This is a genomic window from Falsiroseomonas frigidaquae, assembly GCF_012163145.1.
GTDB classification, from domain to species: Bacteria; Pseudomonadota; Alphaproteobacteria; order Acetobacterales; family Acetobacteraceae; genus Falsiroseomonas; species Falsiroseomonas frigidaquae.
In genome coordinates this window covers 608,711-624,182 of sequence record NZ_JAAVTX010000006.1, presented here as the reverse complement: position 1 = coordinate 624,182, position 15,472 = coordinate 608,711, and the positions used below count along the sequence as shown (strand labels likewise).

17 protein-coding genes are annotated in these 15,472 nt (G+C 70.9%); 4 read left to right on the top strand and 13 right to left on the bottom strand.

All coding sequences use genetic code 11. From position 1 onward, the window contains the following. Window positions 1-16 precede the first annotated feature (16 nt). The 4 genes from HB662_RS22535 to HB662_RS22520 all read right to left on the bottom strand — a co-directional run bounded on the left by HB662_RS22535 (window position 17) and on the right by HB662_RS22520 (window position 2,622). Window positions 17-697 (bottom strand): MlaA family lipoprotein, encoded by a 681-nt coding sequence (locus HB662_RS22535; RefSeq protein WP_168053004.1) that lies wholly within the window; start codon window positions 695-697, stop codon window positions 17-19. Beyond that, on the bottom strand, window positions 697-1,149 hold the full coding sequence (locus tag HB662_RS22530) for an NfeD family protein (RefSeq protein WP_168053002.1): 453 nt from the start codon (window positions 1,147-1,149) through the stop codon (window positions 697-699). The genes HB662_RS22535 and HB662_RS22530 overlap by 1 nt, the downstream gene beginning before the upstream one ends. Continuing rightward, window positions 1,134-2,093, bottom strand: a complete 960-nt coding sequence (locus HB662_RS22525; RefSeq protein WP_168053000.1) for an SPFH domain-containing protein — start codon at window positions 2,091-2,093, stop codon at window positions 1,134-1,136. The genes HB662_RS22530 and HB662_RS22525 overlap by 16 nt, the downstream gene beginning before the upstream one ends. Window positions 2,094-2,277: 184 nt before the next feature. After that, window positions 2,278-2,622, bottom strand: a complete 345-nt coding sequence (locus tag HB662_RS22520; protein ID WP_168052998.1) for an HPF/RaiA family ribosome-associated protein — start codon at window positions 2,620-2,622, stop codon at window positions 2,278-2,280. A 116-nt stretch (window positions 2,623-2,738) separates the two neighbouring features. Between HB662_RS22520 and HB662_RS22515 the strand changes: the two genes are divergently transcribed. Further along, window positions 2,739-4,163: a M20 family metallopeptidase gene (locus tag HB662_RS22515; protein ID WP_168052996.1), complete on the top strand. Its 1,425-nt coding sequence runs from the start codon at window positions 2,739-2,741 to the stop codon at window positions 4,161-4,163. Between the two features lie 255 nt (window positions 4,164-4,418). On the opposite strand, the gene HB662_RS22510 is transcribed toward HB662_RS22515, so the two are convergent. The 4 genes from HB662_RS22510 to HB662_RS22495 all read right to left on the bottom strand — a co-directional run bounded on the left by HB662_RS22510 (window position 4,419) and on the right by HB662_RS22495 (window position 8,234). Beyond that, window positions 4,419-5,714: a TRAP transporter large permease gene (locus tag HB662_RS22510; protein ID WP_168052994.1), complete on the bottom strand. Its 1,296-nt coding sequence runs from the start codon at window positions 5,712-5,714 to the stop codon at window positions 4,419-4,421. A gap of 5 nt (window positions 5,715-5,719) precedes the next feature. After that, window positions 5,720-6,229, bottom strand: coding sequence for a TRAP transporter small permease (locus tag HB662_RS22505; RefSeq protein ID WP_168052992.1), 510 nt, complete (start codon window positions 6,227-6,229; stop codon window positions 5,720-5,722). A 53-nt stretch (window positions 6,230-6,282) separates the two neighbouring features. Beyond that, window positions 6,283-7,323 carry a TRAP transporter substrate-binding protein DctP gene (gene dctP / locus HB662_RS22500; RefSeq protein ID WP_168052990.1) on the bottom strand — a complete coding sequence of 347 codons (1,041 nt, stop codon included), beginning with the start codon at window positions 7,321-7,323 and terminating at the stop codon, window positions 6,283-6,285. 95 nt (window positions 7,324-7,418) lie between these two features. Beyond that, on the bottom strand, window positions 7,419-8,234 hold the full coding sequence (locus tag HB662_RS22495) for a sulfotransferase family protein (protein ID WP_168052988.1): 816 nt from the start codon (window positions 8,232-8,234) through the stop codon (window positions 7,419-7,421). Between the two features lie 129 nt (window positions 8,235-8,363). Here HB662_RS22495 and leuB point away from each other — a divergent pair, with 129 nt between their 5' ends. Further along, window positions 8,364-9,476 carry a 3-isopropylmalate dehydrogenase gene (gene leuB, locus HB662_RS22490; RefSeq protein ID WP_168052986.1) on the top strand — a complete coding sequence of 371 codons (1,113 nt, stop codon included), beginning with the start codon at window positions 8,364-8,366 and terminating at the stop codon, window positions 9,474-9,476. A gap of 51 nt (window positions 9,477-9,527) precedes the next feature. Here the strand turns inward: leuB and HB662_RS22485 are convergent, their stop codons facing one another. Continuing rightward, window positions 9,528-10,247, bottom strand: a complete 720-nt coding sequence (locus HB662_RS22485; protein ID WP_168052984.1) for a carboxymuconolactone decarboxylase family protein — start codon at window positions 10,245-10,247, stop codon at window positions 9,528-9,530. After that, window positions 10,244-11,203, bottom strand: coding sequence for a Bug family tripartite tricarboxylate transporter substrate binding protein (locus HB662_RS22480; protein ID WP_168052982.1), 960 nt, complete (start codon window positions 11,201-11,203; stop codon window positions 10,244-10,246). The genes HB662_RS22485 and HB662_RS22480 overlap by 4 nt, the downstream gene beginning before the upstream one ends. 184 nt (window positions 11,204-11,387) lie before the next feature. Between HB662_RS22480 and HB662_RS22475 the strand changes: the two genes are divergently transcribed. Continuing rightward, window positions 11,388-11,912, top strand: a complete 525-nt coding sequence (locus HB662_RS22475) for a cysteine dioxygenase family protein (RefSeq protein WP_168052980.1) — start codon at window positions 11,388-11,390, stop codon at window positions 11,910-11,912. A gap of 73 nt (window positions 11,913-11,985) precedes the next feature. Beyond that, window positions 11,986-12,879, top strand: a complete 894-nt coding sequence (locus HB662_RS22470) for an EamA family transporter (protein WP_168052978.1) — start codon at window positions 11,986-11,988, stop codon at window positions 12,877-12,879. Between the two features lie 102 nt (window positions 12,880-12,981). Here HB662_RS22470 and HB662_RS22465 read toward each other — a convergent pair whose 3' ends face one another. The 3 genes from HB662_RS22465 to HB662_RS22455 form a co-directional block, all read right to left on the bottom strand. Further along, window positions 12,982-13,203, bottom strand: a complete 222-nt coding sequence (locus HB662_RS22465; protein WP_168052976.1) for a YdcH family protein — start codon at window positions 13,201-13,203, stop codon at window positions 12,982-12,984. A gap of 165 nt (window positions 13,204-13,368) precedes the next feature. Then, window positions 13,369-14,736, bottom strand: a complete 1,368-nt coding sequence (locus HB662_RS22460; protein WP_168052974.1) for a metallophosphoesterase — start codon at window positions 14,734-14,736, stop codon at window positions 13,369-13,371. Next, entirely contained in the window at window positions 14,736-15,425 is a 690-nt protein-coding gene (locus HB662_RS22455) for a CBS domain-containing protein (RefSeq protein WP_245185807.1), read from the bottom strand. The genes HB662_RS22460 and HB662_RS22455 overlap by 1 nt, the downstream gene beginning before the upstream one ends. Between the last annotated feature and the right edge of the window lie 47 nt (window positions 15,426-15,472).

Here is a 15,472-nt window from a genome sequence, read left to right as displayed (position 1 = left end):
CTTCATTTCGCCGAAGTCAGTCTTCCGTTGCGGCGGCCGCACGGTCGATCGGGCAGGCGGCGGCGCGGCGCTGCAGGTAGGCGCTGCGATAGACCGCATAGGCGTCCAGCGACTGCGCCTCGACCCGGCCAAGTTCCGCCGCGATCGCGCTGTATTCCACCATCAGGTCGCCGCCGCGCCACGGGATGAAGATCTGCGGCCCGAGCGCCTGCGCCAGACCGGCGCTGCTCGCCAGCAGCGCACCGGCGTCGCGCAGCGTGGAGGGGCCGAGGATCGGCAGCACGACATATGGGCCGCTCGGCACGCCCCAGGCGCAGACCGCATCCGCGGGTCCCGCCTCGCGCCGTGGCCAGCCCCATTCCGCCGCGCTGTCCCGCACGCCGCCGAGGCCGAGGCTGGAATTGATGCCGAAGCGCGCCGTCGCATTCCAGGCGAGGCCGAAATCCCCGACCGCCAGCCCGGACAGCGCCGTCAGCGGCTCCCGCAGATTGGCGAAGGCGTTGGCGATGCCGGTACGGACCGGCGCCGGGGCGTGGGTGACGTAGGCTGCGACCACCGGGTCCAGCACATGCGCCTGCACCAGGCGGTTGAAGCCGTGGATGCGGCGGTTCAGCCCCTCCATCGGGTCCGAAGTGGCCTGTGCCGGGGCAGGGGCGGCGGCCAGCGCCAGCAGCAAGGCAGGCAGGGCGCGCCGCATCAGGCGGCCTGGCCGAGATCGGGCAGCGGCCGCACCACCAGCACCACGCCGTCCACCGCCTCCACCTGCACCGCCGCGCCGGGCACCGGGGTGGCGACGCCAGGCGCCAGCCGCGCCGGCCATTCGCTATCCCCCAGCCGCACGCGCAGGCTGTTGTCCGGCCCGTGCAGCAAGGTCGCGCGCCGGCCGGCCAGCCCCGAATCGGGCGCATTCACCTGCTGCGCGGTGCGGCTGCGGAAGCGTCGCGTGGCCAGCGAGGCCGCTACCCCGGCCGCCAGCATGGCGAGAAAAACCAGCACATCCACCCCGAAGCCGGCATCGCCGGCCACCAGCATCACCACCCCGGTGCCGATCGCGGCCAATCCGGCCCACAACAGGTAGACCCCTGGCAGTACCAGCTCCGCGCCCAGCGCGACCAGTCCGAGCAGGATCCAGATCAGGCCCGGTTCCACGGCCGATCCCCCGGCAGAAGCCCGCCACCGGGTGAGGCGGGGGGCGTTGCCGGACCAGCGGCGGGAAGCCCGCGCAGCAATTCCATGGCCTGGGTAATGCCACCCGCCAGCGCCGCGCTTTCCATCGGCACGATGACCAGGCGGGAGGATGGGTTGGCGGCCATCGCCTCGAAGGCCTTCACGTATTTCTCGGCGATGAAGTAGCGCAGCGCATCGGCGCCCGCGCCGGCGGCGGCGTCCGCCACCATGCGGGTTGCGTTCGCCTCCGCCTGGGCCAGCGCCTCCCGCGCCTCGGCGTCGCGCAGCGCGGCGTCGCGGCGGCCTTCCGCCTGCAGCACCAGAGCCTGCTTCTCGCCCTCGGCCTTCGCCACGCTGGCGCGACGCTCGCGTTCGGCTGTCATCTGCAGGTTCATGGCGCGAATCAGGGTCTCCGGCGGCTCGATCTTGCGGATCTCGACGCGGCTGACCTTGGCACCCCAGGGGTCCGTCGCGCCATCCAGGATGTTGAGCAGCGAGGTGTTGATGCGGTCGCGCGACGAAAGTGTCTGGTCCAGGTCCATCTCGCCGATCACGGCCCGGATGTTGGTCATCGCCATGGCGACCAGCGCCTGGGTCAGGTCCTGCACCGCATAGGCGGCCTTGGCCGGGTCCATCACGCGGTAATAGACGATGCCGTCCACCGCGACCGTGGCGTTGTCCTTGGTGATGACGGACTGTTCCGGGATGTCCAGCACCACTTCCTGGACGTTCAGCTTGTGGCCGATGCCATCGACGAAGGGGATGATGATGTTCAGGCCCGGGGACAGCAGGCGGGTGAAGGCGCCGAAGCGCTCCACCGTCCAGACCTGCCCCTGGGGCACGGTGCGGACGCCCTGCGCGACGGTGAACACCGCCAGCAGCAGCAGCACGATCAGCACGATGGAGATGAGCGACAGCTCCGGCATCTCAGGGCCCTTTGCATCCTCGGCGCCTGGATCGGGCCGGCATGGGGCGCCATTCTGGCGCGGGCTGCGGGGCGCCTTCATGGCGCAGCGTCAGGAATCATTCCGCAGCCGCAGCCCGCGCATCATGCCCGGGATCGGCGGATATTGCCATATCCCTAACGAACGCCCCCCTGGGCACGTCTGCCTACACGTCGTCGTAGCGGACCGAGGCATTGCCCTTGTGGTCGGTGCGCGAGGCCAGCGCCGTATCCAGCGCCCGGCCGAGCTTGCCCAGCGCCCCGTTCATCGCCATCGGCACCGTGGCCGCCTGGTGGCTGACCGCGATCGGCGCCTTGCCGGTGGGGCGTGCCTCCACCAGGCAGCGCTTGTCCCGGTCACCGCCCTTGGCCGCGTTCACATCGCTGAGATGCACCTCGACCCGTGTCAGATGGTCCTCGAACCGCCCCACCGCCTCGGACACCGCCTGTTCCACGCTGGCGATGAGGTCGGCGCCGCCGGCGCCGTCGGGCGTGTTGACCTGGATCTGCATGCCGCATTCCTTTCCGGTTGCTCACGCTCAACGCGGCCCGGCTTGCGGAGTTGTCCTGCCCGCTGGCCGGCCCGCCCGATCCGGGCGATACTCAGGCTTTCGGGAAGGAGCCTCTCATGCAGAATTCGGAACAGATCTGGCAGCTCGTCGACCAGCGGCGCGAGCCCTATGTCGAGCTCTCGGACAAGATCTGGGGCATGCCGGAGCTCTGCTACGACGAACATCGCAGCAGCGCCGAGCACAAGGCGATGCTGGAGGCCGAAGGCTTCAAGGTGACCACCAATGTCGCCGGCATCCCCACCGCGGTGATGGGCGAGGCGGGGGAGGGTGGCCCCATCATCGCCATCCTCGGTGAATACGACGCGCTGCCCGGCCTGTCCCAGGAAGCCGGCGTCACCGAGCCGCGCCCCGTGCCGGGCGAGTCCCGCGGCCATGGCTGCGGCCACAACCTGCTCGGCTCCGCCAGCCTGATGGCCGCCGCCGCGGTGAAGGACTGGCTGAAGGCCAACGGCCTGCCCGGCCGCGTGCGCTACTACGGCTGCCCGGCCGAGGAAGGCGGCGCCGCCAAGGGCTTCATGGTGCGCGACGGCGCCTTCGACGATGTCGACATCGCCATCACCTGGCACCCGGCCAGCTTCGCCGGCGTCGATGACGCGATCTCCCTCGCCAATACCCGCATCGACTTCTCGTTCGTCGGCCGCGCCAGCCACGCCGCGGCCGCGCCGCATCTCGGCCGTTCCGCGCTCGATGCGGTGGAACTGATGAATGTCGGCGTGAACTACATGCGGGAGCACATGCCCTCCGACGCCCGCATCCACTACGCCTACCTGGATGCCGGCGGCATCGCGCCGAACGTGGTGCAGTCCACCGCCAAGGTCCGCTACCTGATCCGCGCCCGCAACGTGACCGAGCTGAACGCCCTGGTGACCCGCGTCCGCAAGATCGCCGATGGCGCGGCGCTGATGACGGAATGCACCGTCTCCACCCGCGTCATCTCCGCCGTCTCCAACCTGCTCGGCAACACGGCGCTGGAGAAGGCGATGCACGCCAACCTGGCCCGCATCGGCGCGCCGGAATGGGACGATGCGGACCGCGCCAAGGCCGCCGAATTCCAGGCGACCCTGTCGGAGGAAGACATCCTCTCCGCCTGGCGCCGCGTCGGCGTCGAGCCGCGCGAGGGCGAAGTGCTCTGCGAACAGGTGGTGCCTGAAAACGCCAAGGGCGTGCCGATGATCGGCTCCACCGATGTCGGCGACGTTTCCTGGAAAGTGCCCACCGTGCAGGCCCGCGGCGCCACCTGCGCCATCGGCACGCCCTTCCACTCCTGGCAGCTCACCGGCCAGGGCAAGCTGCCGGCCGCCCATAAGGGCATGGTCCACGTCGCCAAGGTGATGGCCGGCACCGCCATCGACGCGCTGCAGAACCCGAACCTCATCGCCGAAGCCAAGGCCGACCACGCCAAGCGCACCGGCGGCAAGCCGTATGAGAGCCCACTGCCCGCCGACGCCAAGCCGGCCCTGGACATGAGCGTCTCGGTCTGAAGGCGCCTGTTGCGCCGGTGATTGCAGGGGGAACGCTGTTCCCCCTGCACCCCCATGCCAGGGGCCTCGGGCCCCTGGACCGCGAGGACTTTAAGCGGTGAAGCGGAGGGGGCTGAAGCGACCGCTTGTTCAGCGGTACCGCCGACCCCCTCCGCTTCACCGCTTATGATTCATGGGTTCAAAGGGCCAAAGCCCTTTGCTGGGAGGTGCAGGAGGGGCAGCGCCCCTCCTGCAAGCCACCCGTGCCAACAGCGCCTATAGATCCCCGAACGCGCGTGGCAGGAACAGGGCCAGGTCGGGGATGAAGGCGATCAGCAGCAGGGCTGTCAGCATCGCCAGGACGAACCAGATCACCCAGGGGATGGTGGATTCCATCGAGGCGCCGGCCACTTTGCAGGTGACCATCAGGTTCACTGCCATGGGTGGGGTGAAGGCGCCGATGGCGACGTTCATGGTCAGCAGGATGCCGAACCAGGTCAGGTCCCATTCGAAGGCGCGGGCGATGGGCAGCAGGATCGGCAGGAAGACCAGGAAGATCGAGATGGCGTCGATCAGCATGCCGGCCACCAGCACCAGGGCGGTGATCATCAGCAGCATGATGGTTTCGTTGGCGGTGATGCCGACCAGGGTCTGTGCCAGGGCGTCGAAGGCGCCGACGGTGCTGCCGGCATGGGCGAAGATGCTGGCGAGTGCGATGATCATCAGCACCACGGCGCTGATCTCGGCGCTGTCGCGCAGCACGGCGTAGATATCGGCCCAGCGCAGCACGCGGTAGATGAACAGCCCGACGAACAGCCCGTAGAACACGGCGACGACGGCCGCTTCGGTCGGCGTGAAGGCGCCGGAGCGCAGGCCGCCCAGGATGACGATGGGCGCGAGAAGCCCCCAGATCGCGTCCTTGAAGGAGGCCCAGAGCGGCGGGCGCACTTCCCCGACCGGCGGCAGGCCGAAGCCGTGGATGCGCGCCAGGACGATGGCCGGCACCAGCAGTGCCAGGCCCGCCAGCAGGCCGGGCACGACGCCGCCGAGGAACAGCGCGGGCACCGAGACACCGGGCACCAGCACCGCATAGACGATGAAGGGGATGGAGGGCGGGATCAGTACGGCGGTGGACCCGGCGGCGGCGATCAGGCTGGCGGAATAGGCGCGCGGGTAGCCCTGCTTGAGCATCGCCGGCAGCATCACCGCCGCGACGGCCGCCGAATCCGCCGCGCCGGACCCGCTGATGCCGCCGAGCACCAGGCAGACCAGCACGGCGACGATGGCCAGCGCCCCGCGCCGCGGCCCGACCAGGGCCTGGGCGAAGACGACGAGGCGCGCGGCGACGCCGGCGCGTTCGAACACCATACCGGCGAGGACGAACATCGGCAGCGCCAGCAGAGGGTATTTGGCGATGCCGGTCCAGATGTTGGTGGGCAGGGCCATGATGCCGAGCCCTTCCACCGCGATCACCAGGAAGCCCGCCAGGCCGAGCGAAACGCCGATCGGCACGCCGAGGAACAGCAGCGCGAAGAACACGCCGAGCAGGATGAGGGAGCCTTCGAGCACCATGGCTGTCAGGCCCTCGCGACGCGGATCATCCGCCCAAGGATGCGCAGGCAGATCACGGCGGACAGCAACGGCATCCAGACGGTGTAGTACCAGGACGGCACGCCGAGGCCGGGGGACAGCACTTCGAAGCGGTATTCGTCCCAGGTGTACCAGGCGCCATACCAGGCGATGCAGCCGAAGATGAACAGGCAGGCGGCCAGCACCAGCTGCTCGACCAGGCGCGCCAGCTTCACCGGCAGGCGCTCGGTGAAGAAGGTCATGCGGATGTGGCGGTCATTGCCGAAGGCCGCGGCGGCGCCGACGAAGGACATCACCACCATCAGCGCCACCGAATATTCCTCGGTGAAGGCGAAGGACACGTTGGTGAAGTAGCGCACCACTACATTGCCGAAGGTGATCAGCGCGAGCACGCCCATGATGGCGGCGCCGATCGCGCCTTCCACCGTGACCGGGATGCGCGGCGGGGCCTCCCCCAATTGCAGGCCGGGGGCCTGGATGTCGGCGTGCTCGGTCATGGGGCAATCCCGCAGGCGGGCGCGGGGGGAAACGCCCCCGCGCCGGCAGTCTCTCAGGCGCGCGCGGCGGTCACCGCGGCTTCGGCGCGGCGCACCAGGTCGGTGCCGACGGTCTGCGCGTATTTGTCGTAGACGCTGCGGGTGGCGCGGGCGAAGGCCTGCTTCTCCGCATCCGACAGGATGGTCACCGTCACGTTGCGCCGCGCCAACTCATCCAGCGAGGAGCGGTCGCCATTGGCGCCGAGGCCCTTCCGGCTGGCGGCGATCTGTTCCTGCGCCGCCTGCTGCGCGCAGTCCCGCACCAGCGCCTGGTCTTCCGGCGTGAAGCTGGCCAGCACCGGCTTGGTCAGCAGGAAGATCCCGGCATCCGCCACGTAGTTCCAGATGGTCAAATGCCGCTGCGCCAGCGTGTCCATCCGGAAGCCGAGGAACAGGTTCACCGGATTCTCCTGCCCATCCACCGCGCCGGTGGACAGCGCCGGCTGCAGATCCGCGAAGGACATCTGCACCGGGTTGGCGCCGAGGGCGGTGAAGATCTCGGCGAAGATCGCGCCCGCGGCGAAGCGGATCTTCATGCCGCGCAGGTCATCCGGCGTACGGATCGCCTTCTTGCTGTTGGAGATCTCGCGGAAGCCGTTCTCGCCCCAGGCCACCGGCTGCACGTCCCGCGATTCCAGCGTGCGGAACAGCTCGGCGCCGATCGGGCCCTTGATGATGGCGTCGAAGCCGCGGCTGTCCTGCAGCAGGAAGGGCAGGGAGAACAGGTTCATCTCGCGGATCTGCGGCGAGATGTTGATGGTGGAGAACACCGCGAAGTCGATCACGCCCTGGCGCATCGCCACCAGTTCCCGCGTCTGGTCGCCGCCGACGAGCTGGCTGCCCGGATAGACCTTCACGTTGATCCGCCCGCCCGAACGCTCCGTCACCAGCTCCGCCCAGCGGAAGGCGCCATCGGCCAGCGGGATGGTGCGGTTGCCGACGACGGAAAGCTTGTATTCGGATTTGTAGCGGGTCTGCGCCCGGGCGACATGCGGTGCGGCGAGCGCGCCGGCGGCGGCGGCCAGCGCGATGCGCCGGGTGATCAGGCTGGTCATCGTAACCCCTCCCATACTCCGCCGCACCTTTGCCGGCCGGCTTTTCGTGGCGGGCAGAATGCGGGCCGCGGCGCCCGTTCCGCAAGAGGGTGGATTCAGGCGGTGGCAAGCCAGGCGGCGGCCGCGTCGAAGGGCTCCGGGTCCAGCCCGGGCTCGGCCGGCGCCCGGCGAAGTTCGGCGTAGACGCGCTTCACCGCGGCCGGCACCTCGGCATCGCGCAGCAGCGTGTCGGTATCCGCCTCATGGTGCCGCAGCGCCGGGGTCAGGAAGGCCACCGTCTCCAGCGCCGTGTCGCGCAGCACCGGCACGCCGAGCCGGGCAAGGAAGCCGCGCCAGTCGCGCAGCAGGTCGTCGTAATGCACCACGGCGCGCGGCAGCCCTCGGCTGCCCTGTTCGGCGGCCACCACATGCGACAGCCATAGCAGCAGCGCCTGTGCCTTCGGCATCTGCTGCCGGGCCTCCAGGGACCGCACGACCTCCAGCGGGTTGCGCACCGGCAGCAGGGCGAGTGGCGCGGCGCCGAAGCGTTCCAGCGCCGGGCGCCACACATCCAGCAGGCGGCAGATGCGCGGGTCCTTCAGCACGAAGGGATCCGTGCCGGGGAATTCGGTGCCGAGCAGGGCCAGCGCCTCGGCGATGAAGGCCTCCCGCTCCGCATCCGGCAGCAGGCCGGGGGGCAACGGGCGCGGGTCGTCGTAGCGGCTGCCGGCGGCGGCCAGGATGCGGTCATCCAGCGCGGCGACGGCCGCCGATTCCCAGAAGCCGCGCGGATTGTCCGGCGCCGGCTGCATCACCCTGGCGGGCAGGGTGAGGCCGTGCAGCGACAGCACGCGAGTCAGGGCGGAGGTGCCGGAACGGTGCATGCCCAGCACGAGCACGGCCGGTCGGCGGGTGGGGGAGGCATCTTGCATCGCCCCCTACATGCCACGGCGCCACCCCCTGCTGCAAAGCAACCTGCTGCAAGGCTAATGGGGCGGCGTGGCTTGACGTCGGGCGCCAGGGGCTGCGCCATGCCTGCCCAACTTTGCCGGACACCCGAGATGACGCCATCTGCCGCCACCCGCCCCCTGCATGTCCTGGTCCTCGGCGGGGACGGCATAGGGCCGGAGGTCACTGCCCAGGCGCTACGCGTGCTGCGCCACATGCAGGCGAAATACGCCTTGCCGATGCAGATCGAGGAACAGCCCTATGGCAACGCCACCTGGCGCGCCACCGGCAGTCTGATGCCGGCGGCCACCCATGCCGCGGTGGATCGCACCGATGCCGTTCTGTTCGGCGCGGTGGACAGCCTGGACCGCGCCGGCATGCCGGCCGAGGAACGCGCCCGCGGCAGCCTGCTGTCGCTGCGCCGCCGCCTCGGCCTTTTCGCGAATCTGCGCCCGGTGCGGACGGAGCGCGCGCTGGACGAGGTCTCCCCCTTCAAGCCGCGGACGCTCGCCGGGGTGGATCTGGTCTTCGTGCGGGAGCTTTCGGGCGGCGTCTATTACGGCGAGCCGCGCGGGATCGAACGCGATGCGGATGGCAGGCGGCGCGGCATCAACACGCATATCTATGACGAGGACCAGATCATCCGCGCCGCCCGCTTCGCCTTCGCCCTGGCACGCGGCCGGCGTGGCGTGCTGACCAGCGTTGACAAGGCCAATGTGATGGAGGCCGGTGCGCTGTGGCGCCAGGTGGTGACGGCGCTGCACCACGACGAGTTCCGCGACGTGAAGCTGGACCACATGCTGGCCGATACCTGCGGCCTGATGCTGAACCGGGACCCGAAGCGCTTCGACGTGATCCTGACCGACAACCTGTTCGGCGACGTGCTGTCGGACGCCGCCGCGGGAATGGCCGGCAGCCTCGGCATGCTGCCCAGCGGCAGCCTTTCCGTCCCGAAACCGGATGGAAGGCGGCGGGCGCTGTATGAGCCGGTGCATGGCTCGGCACCGGATATCGCGGGCAAGGGGGTGGCCAACCCGCTCGCCGCCATCCTGTCCGTGGCGCTGCTGCTGCGCTGGTCGGCGGGCGTCGAGGCGGCGGCGCGGGAGGTGGAGGCGGCGGTGACCGCGGCGCTGGATGCCGGCGCACGGTCTGCCGATATCGCATTGGCGGGCGAACCGGCGCTCGGCACGGAAGCGATGGGCGACGCGGTGCTGGCCAGGCTTTAGCAGGTTTGCAAAAGCCCTCCCCCCCCTGCGGGTGGAGAGGGCTTCCAGCGCCTACCCCGGCTTGGCGAGGCCCGTCGCCTCGTCATGTCCACCCTGGCCGGTCAGTGCCGCCCAGGCCCGGAAACGCGGGCTGGCGGGCAGGGTGCCGTCGGCGATCAGGCCGCGCCAGTGGCCACAGGCCTCGACGAAGCGCGGCACGCTGCCGGGGAACATCGCCAGGCTGATCGCCTCCGCCATCGCCTCCTCCTCCACCCCATCGGCATAGGCGGCCTGGAGGTGCCAGCCGAAGGGGCGCCAGCGGGCGCGGCAGACCTGCACTGCGAGCCCCGCCAGGTGCACCAGCCGGATCGGCGCGGCGGGGGCCACGATGCGCAGCGTCGCCACATAGCTTGCCTGCGGGTCGAAGGGGGCCAGCTGGCGGCCCCAGTCGCGCGCGGCGAAGTCGAAGGCTTCCGCGCCGATGGCCAGGGCCGCCGCCGCGAAGGTGGCCCCGATCATCTCGTCGGTGCCGCCGGCGGCGCGGAACTTGGCGATGTGGTGCGTCGCCAGCGCCTCATCCGTCGCGGCCAGCACCGCCATCCAGACGAATTCGCGGTCGTGATGGCTCAGCACCCGGTCATCGAGCGCGAGGGCCGTATAGGCCGCGTCGTAGCCGGCCAGCAATTTGGGAAAAGCCAGCGCCATCAGCCCGTGATGCGGCAGCAGGTAGCCGCGCTTGGCCTTCACCTCGGCCAGGCGGGCTTCCAGCTCCGCCGTCGTCTCGCCGCTCATTCGACGCGGATATTCGCGCTGCGGGCGATGTCGGCCCAGCGGGTGACTTCGCTCGACACCATCTCGCTGTACTCGGCCGGGCTCATCCGGTTGGGCGGCGCGCCGAGCTGGGCCAGGCGCTCGATCATCGCCGGCGTATTGAGGCCGGCGACCACGGCACGGTTGATTTCGGCGGCCTGCTCCGCCGGCATCCCGGCGGGGCCGGACAGGCCGAACCAGTTGGTGGCGACCAGCGTCGGGAAGCCCGCCTCCACCACCGTCGGCACGTTCGGCCACCGGGTCGCACGCTCCGGCAGCGTGATGGCCAGCAGGCGCAGCCGGTCGTTGTTGCCGATATCCGGCACCGCCGCGATCAGCCCCTCCACCTGGCCGCCGATGACATCCGTGGTGGCCGGCGCGCTGCCGCGATAGGGCACATGGGTGATGTCCACCCCGGCGGCGCGCTTCAGCAGTTCCAGCTTCACATGGGAGGAGGTGCCGATGCCGGTGGAGCCGAAGCGCACCGCGCCGGCCTGCGCCTTCGCCCGCGCGACGAGGTCCGCCATGGTGCGGATCGGCCCGTCGGCCGCCACGGCGATGGCCGACGGAACGGCCGCGACCAGCGCGATGTGGCGGAAATCCGTGACCGGGTTGTAGGGCACGCTGCGGTTCACCGCCGGGCCGATCGCCTGGCTGGCGATGTTGGACAGCAGGATAGTGCCCTCCGCCGGGCCGCGCGCCACGGAATCCGACCCGATGGCACCGCCCGCGCCGGCCCGGTTCTCCACCACCACGGGGCTGCCCAGCCCCGCCTCGATCTCGCGCGCCGCCAGCCGGCCCAGCAGGTCGGCGGTGCCGCCAGCGGGGAAGGGCACCACCAGCCGCAGCGGGCGGCGGGCGGATTGGGCACAGGCGGGGGCGGCCAGGGCCAGGGCGGCGGCAAGGGCTGGGGCGGCAAGCAGGGTGCGGCGATGCATGGCGGGGATCTCCAACTTGTATCCCACACCTTAACGCACGCGGTCCGTTCGGCCAGAGGGGGCGGTGTGCTGGCATGAAACACCTGCCGGAGGCGCCCATTCAGAAAGATAACTCTCCTTTTCGCTTGCCTCGTGAAAAAATTCGCGTCTAGATTTGCCTCAGAAGAGGACAATCCGCACGCCCATGACCTTCATCCGCACCCGCCCCGCACGTGAGACCATGCTTGCCGGCGTCGCCGCCGCGGCCCGCATGCCCCTGGTGGACCGGCCGCAGGCGGTGGGCGCCGCGCTCCAGGCCTTCGCGGCGGACCCAGCGTTGCTGGAGGGCCTCGCCTGTCCCTGCTGCCCGGACCGTTATGTGCGCCACCTGCTGCACAGCGACCCGGAGGGTGGCTATGCGGTGGTCGCGCTGGTCTGGCGCCCCGGGCAGATGTCCCCCGTGCATGGCCACAAGGCCTGGTGCGCCTTCGCCGTGCACCAGGGCACGCTGACGGAAACCTGGTACAGCCCGGCCGAGGCGGCGGAGGATGGCCCGCAACCCCACGCCACGCATCTGCTGCGCCCGGGCGAGGGCAGCCATGGCGCGGCGGACCCGCTGCTGATCCACCGCCTGGCCAACCTCTCCTGCCGCACCGCCATTTCCATCCACTGCTACGGCATCGGCTATGACCGCTTCGGGCAGGATCTGAACGAGATCCACGCCGCCTGACGCCAGGCGCCCCCCTGGGAAGTCGCGCCGCGGCGGCGTAGGGTCGCGCGGTGAATCCTGTCCCCTCGCGCGCGTGAGCCTTCCGGGCCGCAACATCGTCATCGGCCTGCTGTTCGGCCTCGCCGCGGCGCTCATCTGGGGCGGACAGGCGGTGGTCGCGCGCAGCGGTACCGTGGCGGGCTATTCGCCGCTGGACCTGGCCGTGCTGCGCTACAGCGCCGCCGCGCTGGTGCTGCTGCCCTTCGCCTGGCGGGCACGTCGCGTGCTGGCCGAAATCGGTCTGCCGAAGCTGCTGGGCCTGGTCGCCACCGGCGGCGCGGCCAATGCGCTGCTATTCGGCTGGGGGCTGGTGCATGCGCCGGCCAGCCATGGTGGCACCATCGCGCCGATCACCTCCGCCGTCATGGGCGCCGTCATCGCGATTCCGCTGCTGGGCGAATGGCCGACGCGCGGACGGGCGATCGCGCTCGGCTTCATCGTCTCCGGCATCCTGATGATCGGCTGGGACGGCATCGGTGGCAGCCATCCGGGGGCCTGGCGCGGCGACCTCATCCTGATGTGCGCCGGCTCGGTCTGGGGCGCCTTCACGGTGCTGCTGCGGCGCTGGCGGATTCCGGCGCTGGCCGGCAATGCCGCCATGTGCGTGCTGTCGGCCCTGGTGCTGCTGCCGCCCTGGCTGCTGCTGGGCGGCGGCGTGGTGCCGGAGATGCCCTGGCAGACCAACCTGCTGCAGGGCTTCGCGCAGGGCGTGCTCTCCTCCGCCATCGCGACCACGCTGTATGCCCGCGCCGGGGAGATGATGGGCGCGACGCGCACCGCCTGCCTGACCACCATGGTGCCGGTGGCCGCGGTGCTGCTGTCCGTGCTGATCCTGAACGAGCCACTGGGCTTGGCCAAGCTGGCCGGGGTGATGGTGGCCGTGGGGGCAATGCTGGTCGCGGTGCTGGTCACCGGACGGCGGAGCTGAAGCAGGGCATCTTCACGCCCTGCGGCTTCGCAAGGCGATCGAAAATGCATGCACATGGATGGATGGAGCCGTTTCGCCGTCTTCGCTTGCGGTGAAGCGGCTCTAGCTCGCGCCATCCTCCCGCGCCCAGCGTGGCATGCCGCAGCCGCCGAGGGCGGCCATGCGATCCTTGGCCAGCAGCTTCTCCCGGCTCAGCCGGCGGATCAGCGCCGTATCGGGCGCGGATCGCGCCTGTTCCACCGCGATCAGCCGCTCCAGGTCGGAAAGCCTCTCGACCAGACGCAGCTTCAGCGCACCACCCGACGCGCTGCTTACACCCTCCATGACGCCCTCGACCTCCGCTTTCCGTCGCTGCGCGGGGGCGCGGCGGTTGGGAGGCCCGACATCGCGGTGACCGGGGGGACACCGCCAGAGGGACCCGGGCCTCTTACTGGAGCGTGGTCCCGGTTCTTGACGATTTCAAGACAAAAGCCGGTCGCGAAGCCGTCATCAGCGCCGAGCCAGCGCCGCCGCCACCAGCGATTTCAGTGCCAGATCCGGAACCGCATCGAAGCGCGGCGCGGCGGCGCCCAGGAAATGCGCCGCGTTCATCCGCACCCAGCCATTGCTGGCCAGCAGGGCGGGCTGGCGCGGCAGCTGGTCGACATAGGCGTAGTCGCCGATACGTCCCGCCAGGGGCACCGCCTCATCCTGGTTCAGCCGCGGCGCCATGCTGGCCAGCGCTGCGAGGTCGGCGTTGCCGCGAAACACCGGTCCGTCGAAGCGCAGGAAGGCGTCGAAATCCAGCCGCCGCACGGGCCCGCCCGGCAGGCCGGTGCCGAAGCCGGTATGGCCGAGCAGCCCGGCCCGGCTGCCGGTGGCGCGCGCCAGCGCGGCGCAGGCGGCGCGCGCGGCCTGCGGCAGGGGCAGGGGGGCGGGCAGGTGGAACAGCACCTCCGCATCCTCCGGCGCCAGATGGTCGGACGTGACCTGCCGCACCAGGGCGGCATGGGCGGCATCCTCCGCCTGGCCCGGCTCCACCGCCACTTCCCGCACCTTGATCTGCGGCGTGGGACCGCCGAGGCCCAGCCCGACCACGGTCAGCGCGCGGTTCCAGGATCCGCAATGCAGGTAGCGCGTGGCGCCTTCCGCATGGGCGAAGCGCAGATGCTCATGCCCGCCCACCAGCAGCGTGCCGCCGGGCAGCAGCGGCAGGATGGCACGATCCGCGGCGACGCCGGCATGGCTCAGCAGCACCCGCGCCTCGGCCTCCGCGAACAGGCCGTGCAGGCGTTCGCGCGCCCAGGCCACCGGCTCCGGCATGTCGATCAGCGCGCGGGCGGGGGCGCGGTAGGTGGCGGCCGCGTCGGTGGCCAGGCCGACGACACGCAACCGCCGCTTGTCCGGCAGGCGAAAGCCGGCGGAGACTTCCGCGAAGGGCAGGCCGGTGCGCCAGTCGCGCAGGTTGGAGACGACGCGCAGATCCAGCGCACGGGCGCGCGCCACCACCTCCGCCAAATCGTCGATCAGCGCCGTCTCGTGGTTGCCGATGTTCAGCACCACCGGCGCGCGACGGCGCAGCGCGGCGAGGAAGGCCCAATCCGCCGCCCCGTCGCTGCGAAGCGCGACCGCATTGCCCCGCTCGAACACATCGCCATTCAGCAGGATGAAGGCCGGCACGCCGCGATTCGCCGCCAGCACGGCATCCATGGCGCCGAGCATGGCGGCGGCACGTTCCATGGCGGAGTGCAGGTCGCTGAGGACCAGCAGCAGCGCGTCCGCGCCGGTCAGTGCCGTGTCGGCGCGGGCCGCAGGCGGCGCGACGAGGCCCGCCGGCAGGGCGAGCACGGCGCGGCGCGGCACGCGCGGCCCCTGCATCAGCCGGCCACCGCGTCCAGCGTGGTCTGCTCCACCTTCATGTCCACGCCGCGCACGCCGGAGATGGTCTCCGCCAGCACCTTCAGCCCGCGCAGCACCGCGTCGTTGCGGCAATAGCCGTGGAAGGACACCACGCCATCCTTCACATCGAAGAAGATGGCGAAGGCGTCGATCCAGGGCTGCTCCTTCATCGCCTTCGCCAGCGCGCGGCGGATGCGTTCATCCGGCGCATCCGCCACCAGCTCCTCCTTCGGCTGCAGCAGCGCGCGGATCAGGTCGGCGCGGGAGACGATGCCGACGAGGCGCCCGTCGCGCAGCACGGGGATGCGGCGGATGGCGCGTTCCTCCATCGCCTTGGCCAGCGTTTCCACCGGCGTATCCTCCGTTGCCGTCACGGCGCCGCGGGTCATCGCATCGCCGGCGGTCTGGCCATGGGCGCGGGCGAAGCGGTCGGCCTGCGCGCTGGCCGATTGGAACAGGCCGGCGATCCAGGATTGCGGCGCATCGGCCGGCGCGGCCAGGCGGCGCAGCAGGTCGCCTTCCGTCAGCATGCCGAGCAGCCTGCCCTCCGCATCCACCACCGGTGCGCCGGAGAAGCCGCGTTCCGCCATGGCCCGCGCCGCCACCGCGATCGGCGTGCCGGGCTGGAAGGTGACGGGCTCAGGGGTCATCAGGTCGCGTGCGCGCATGGTGTTCTCCTTGCTTGGCCATTCCGGGGCTTGGCCCTTCCGGGCTG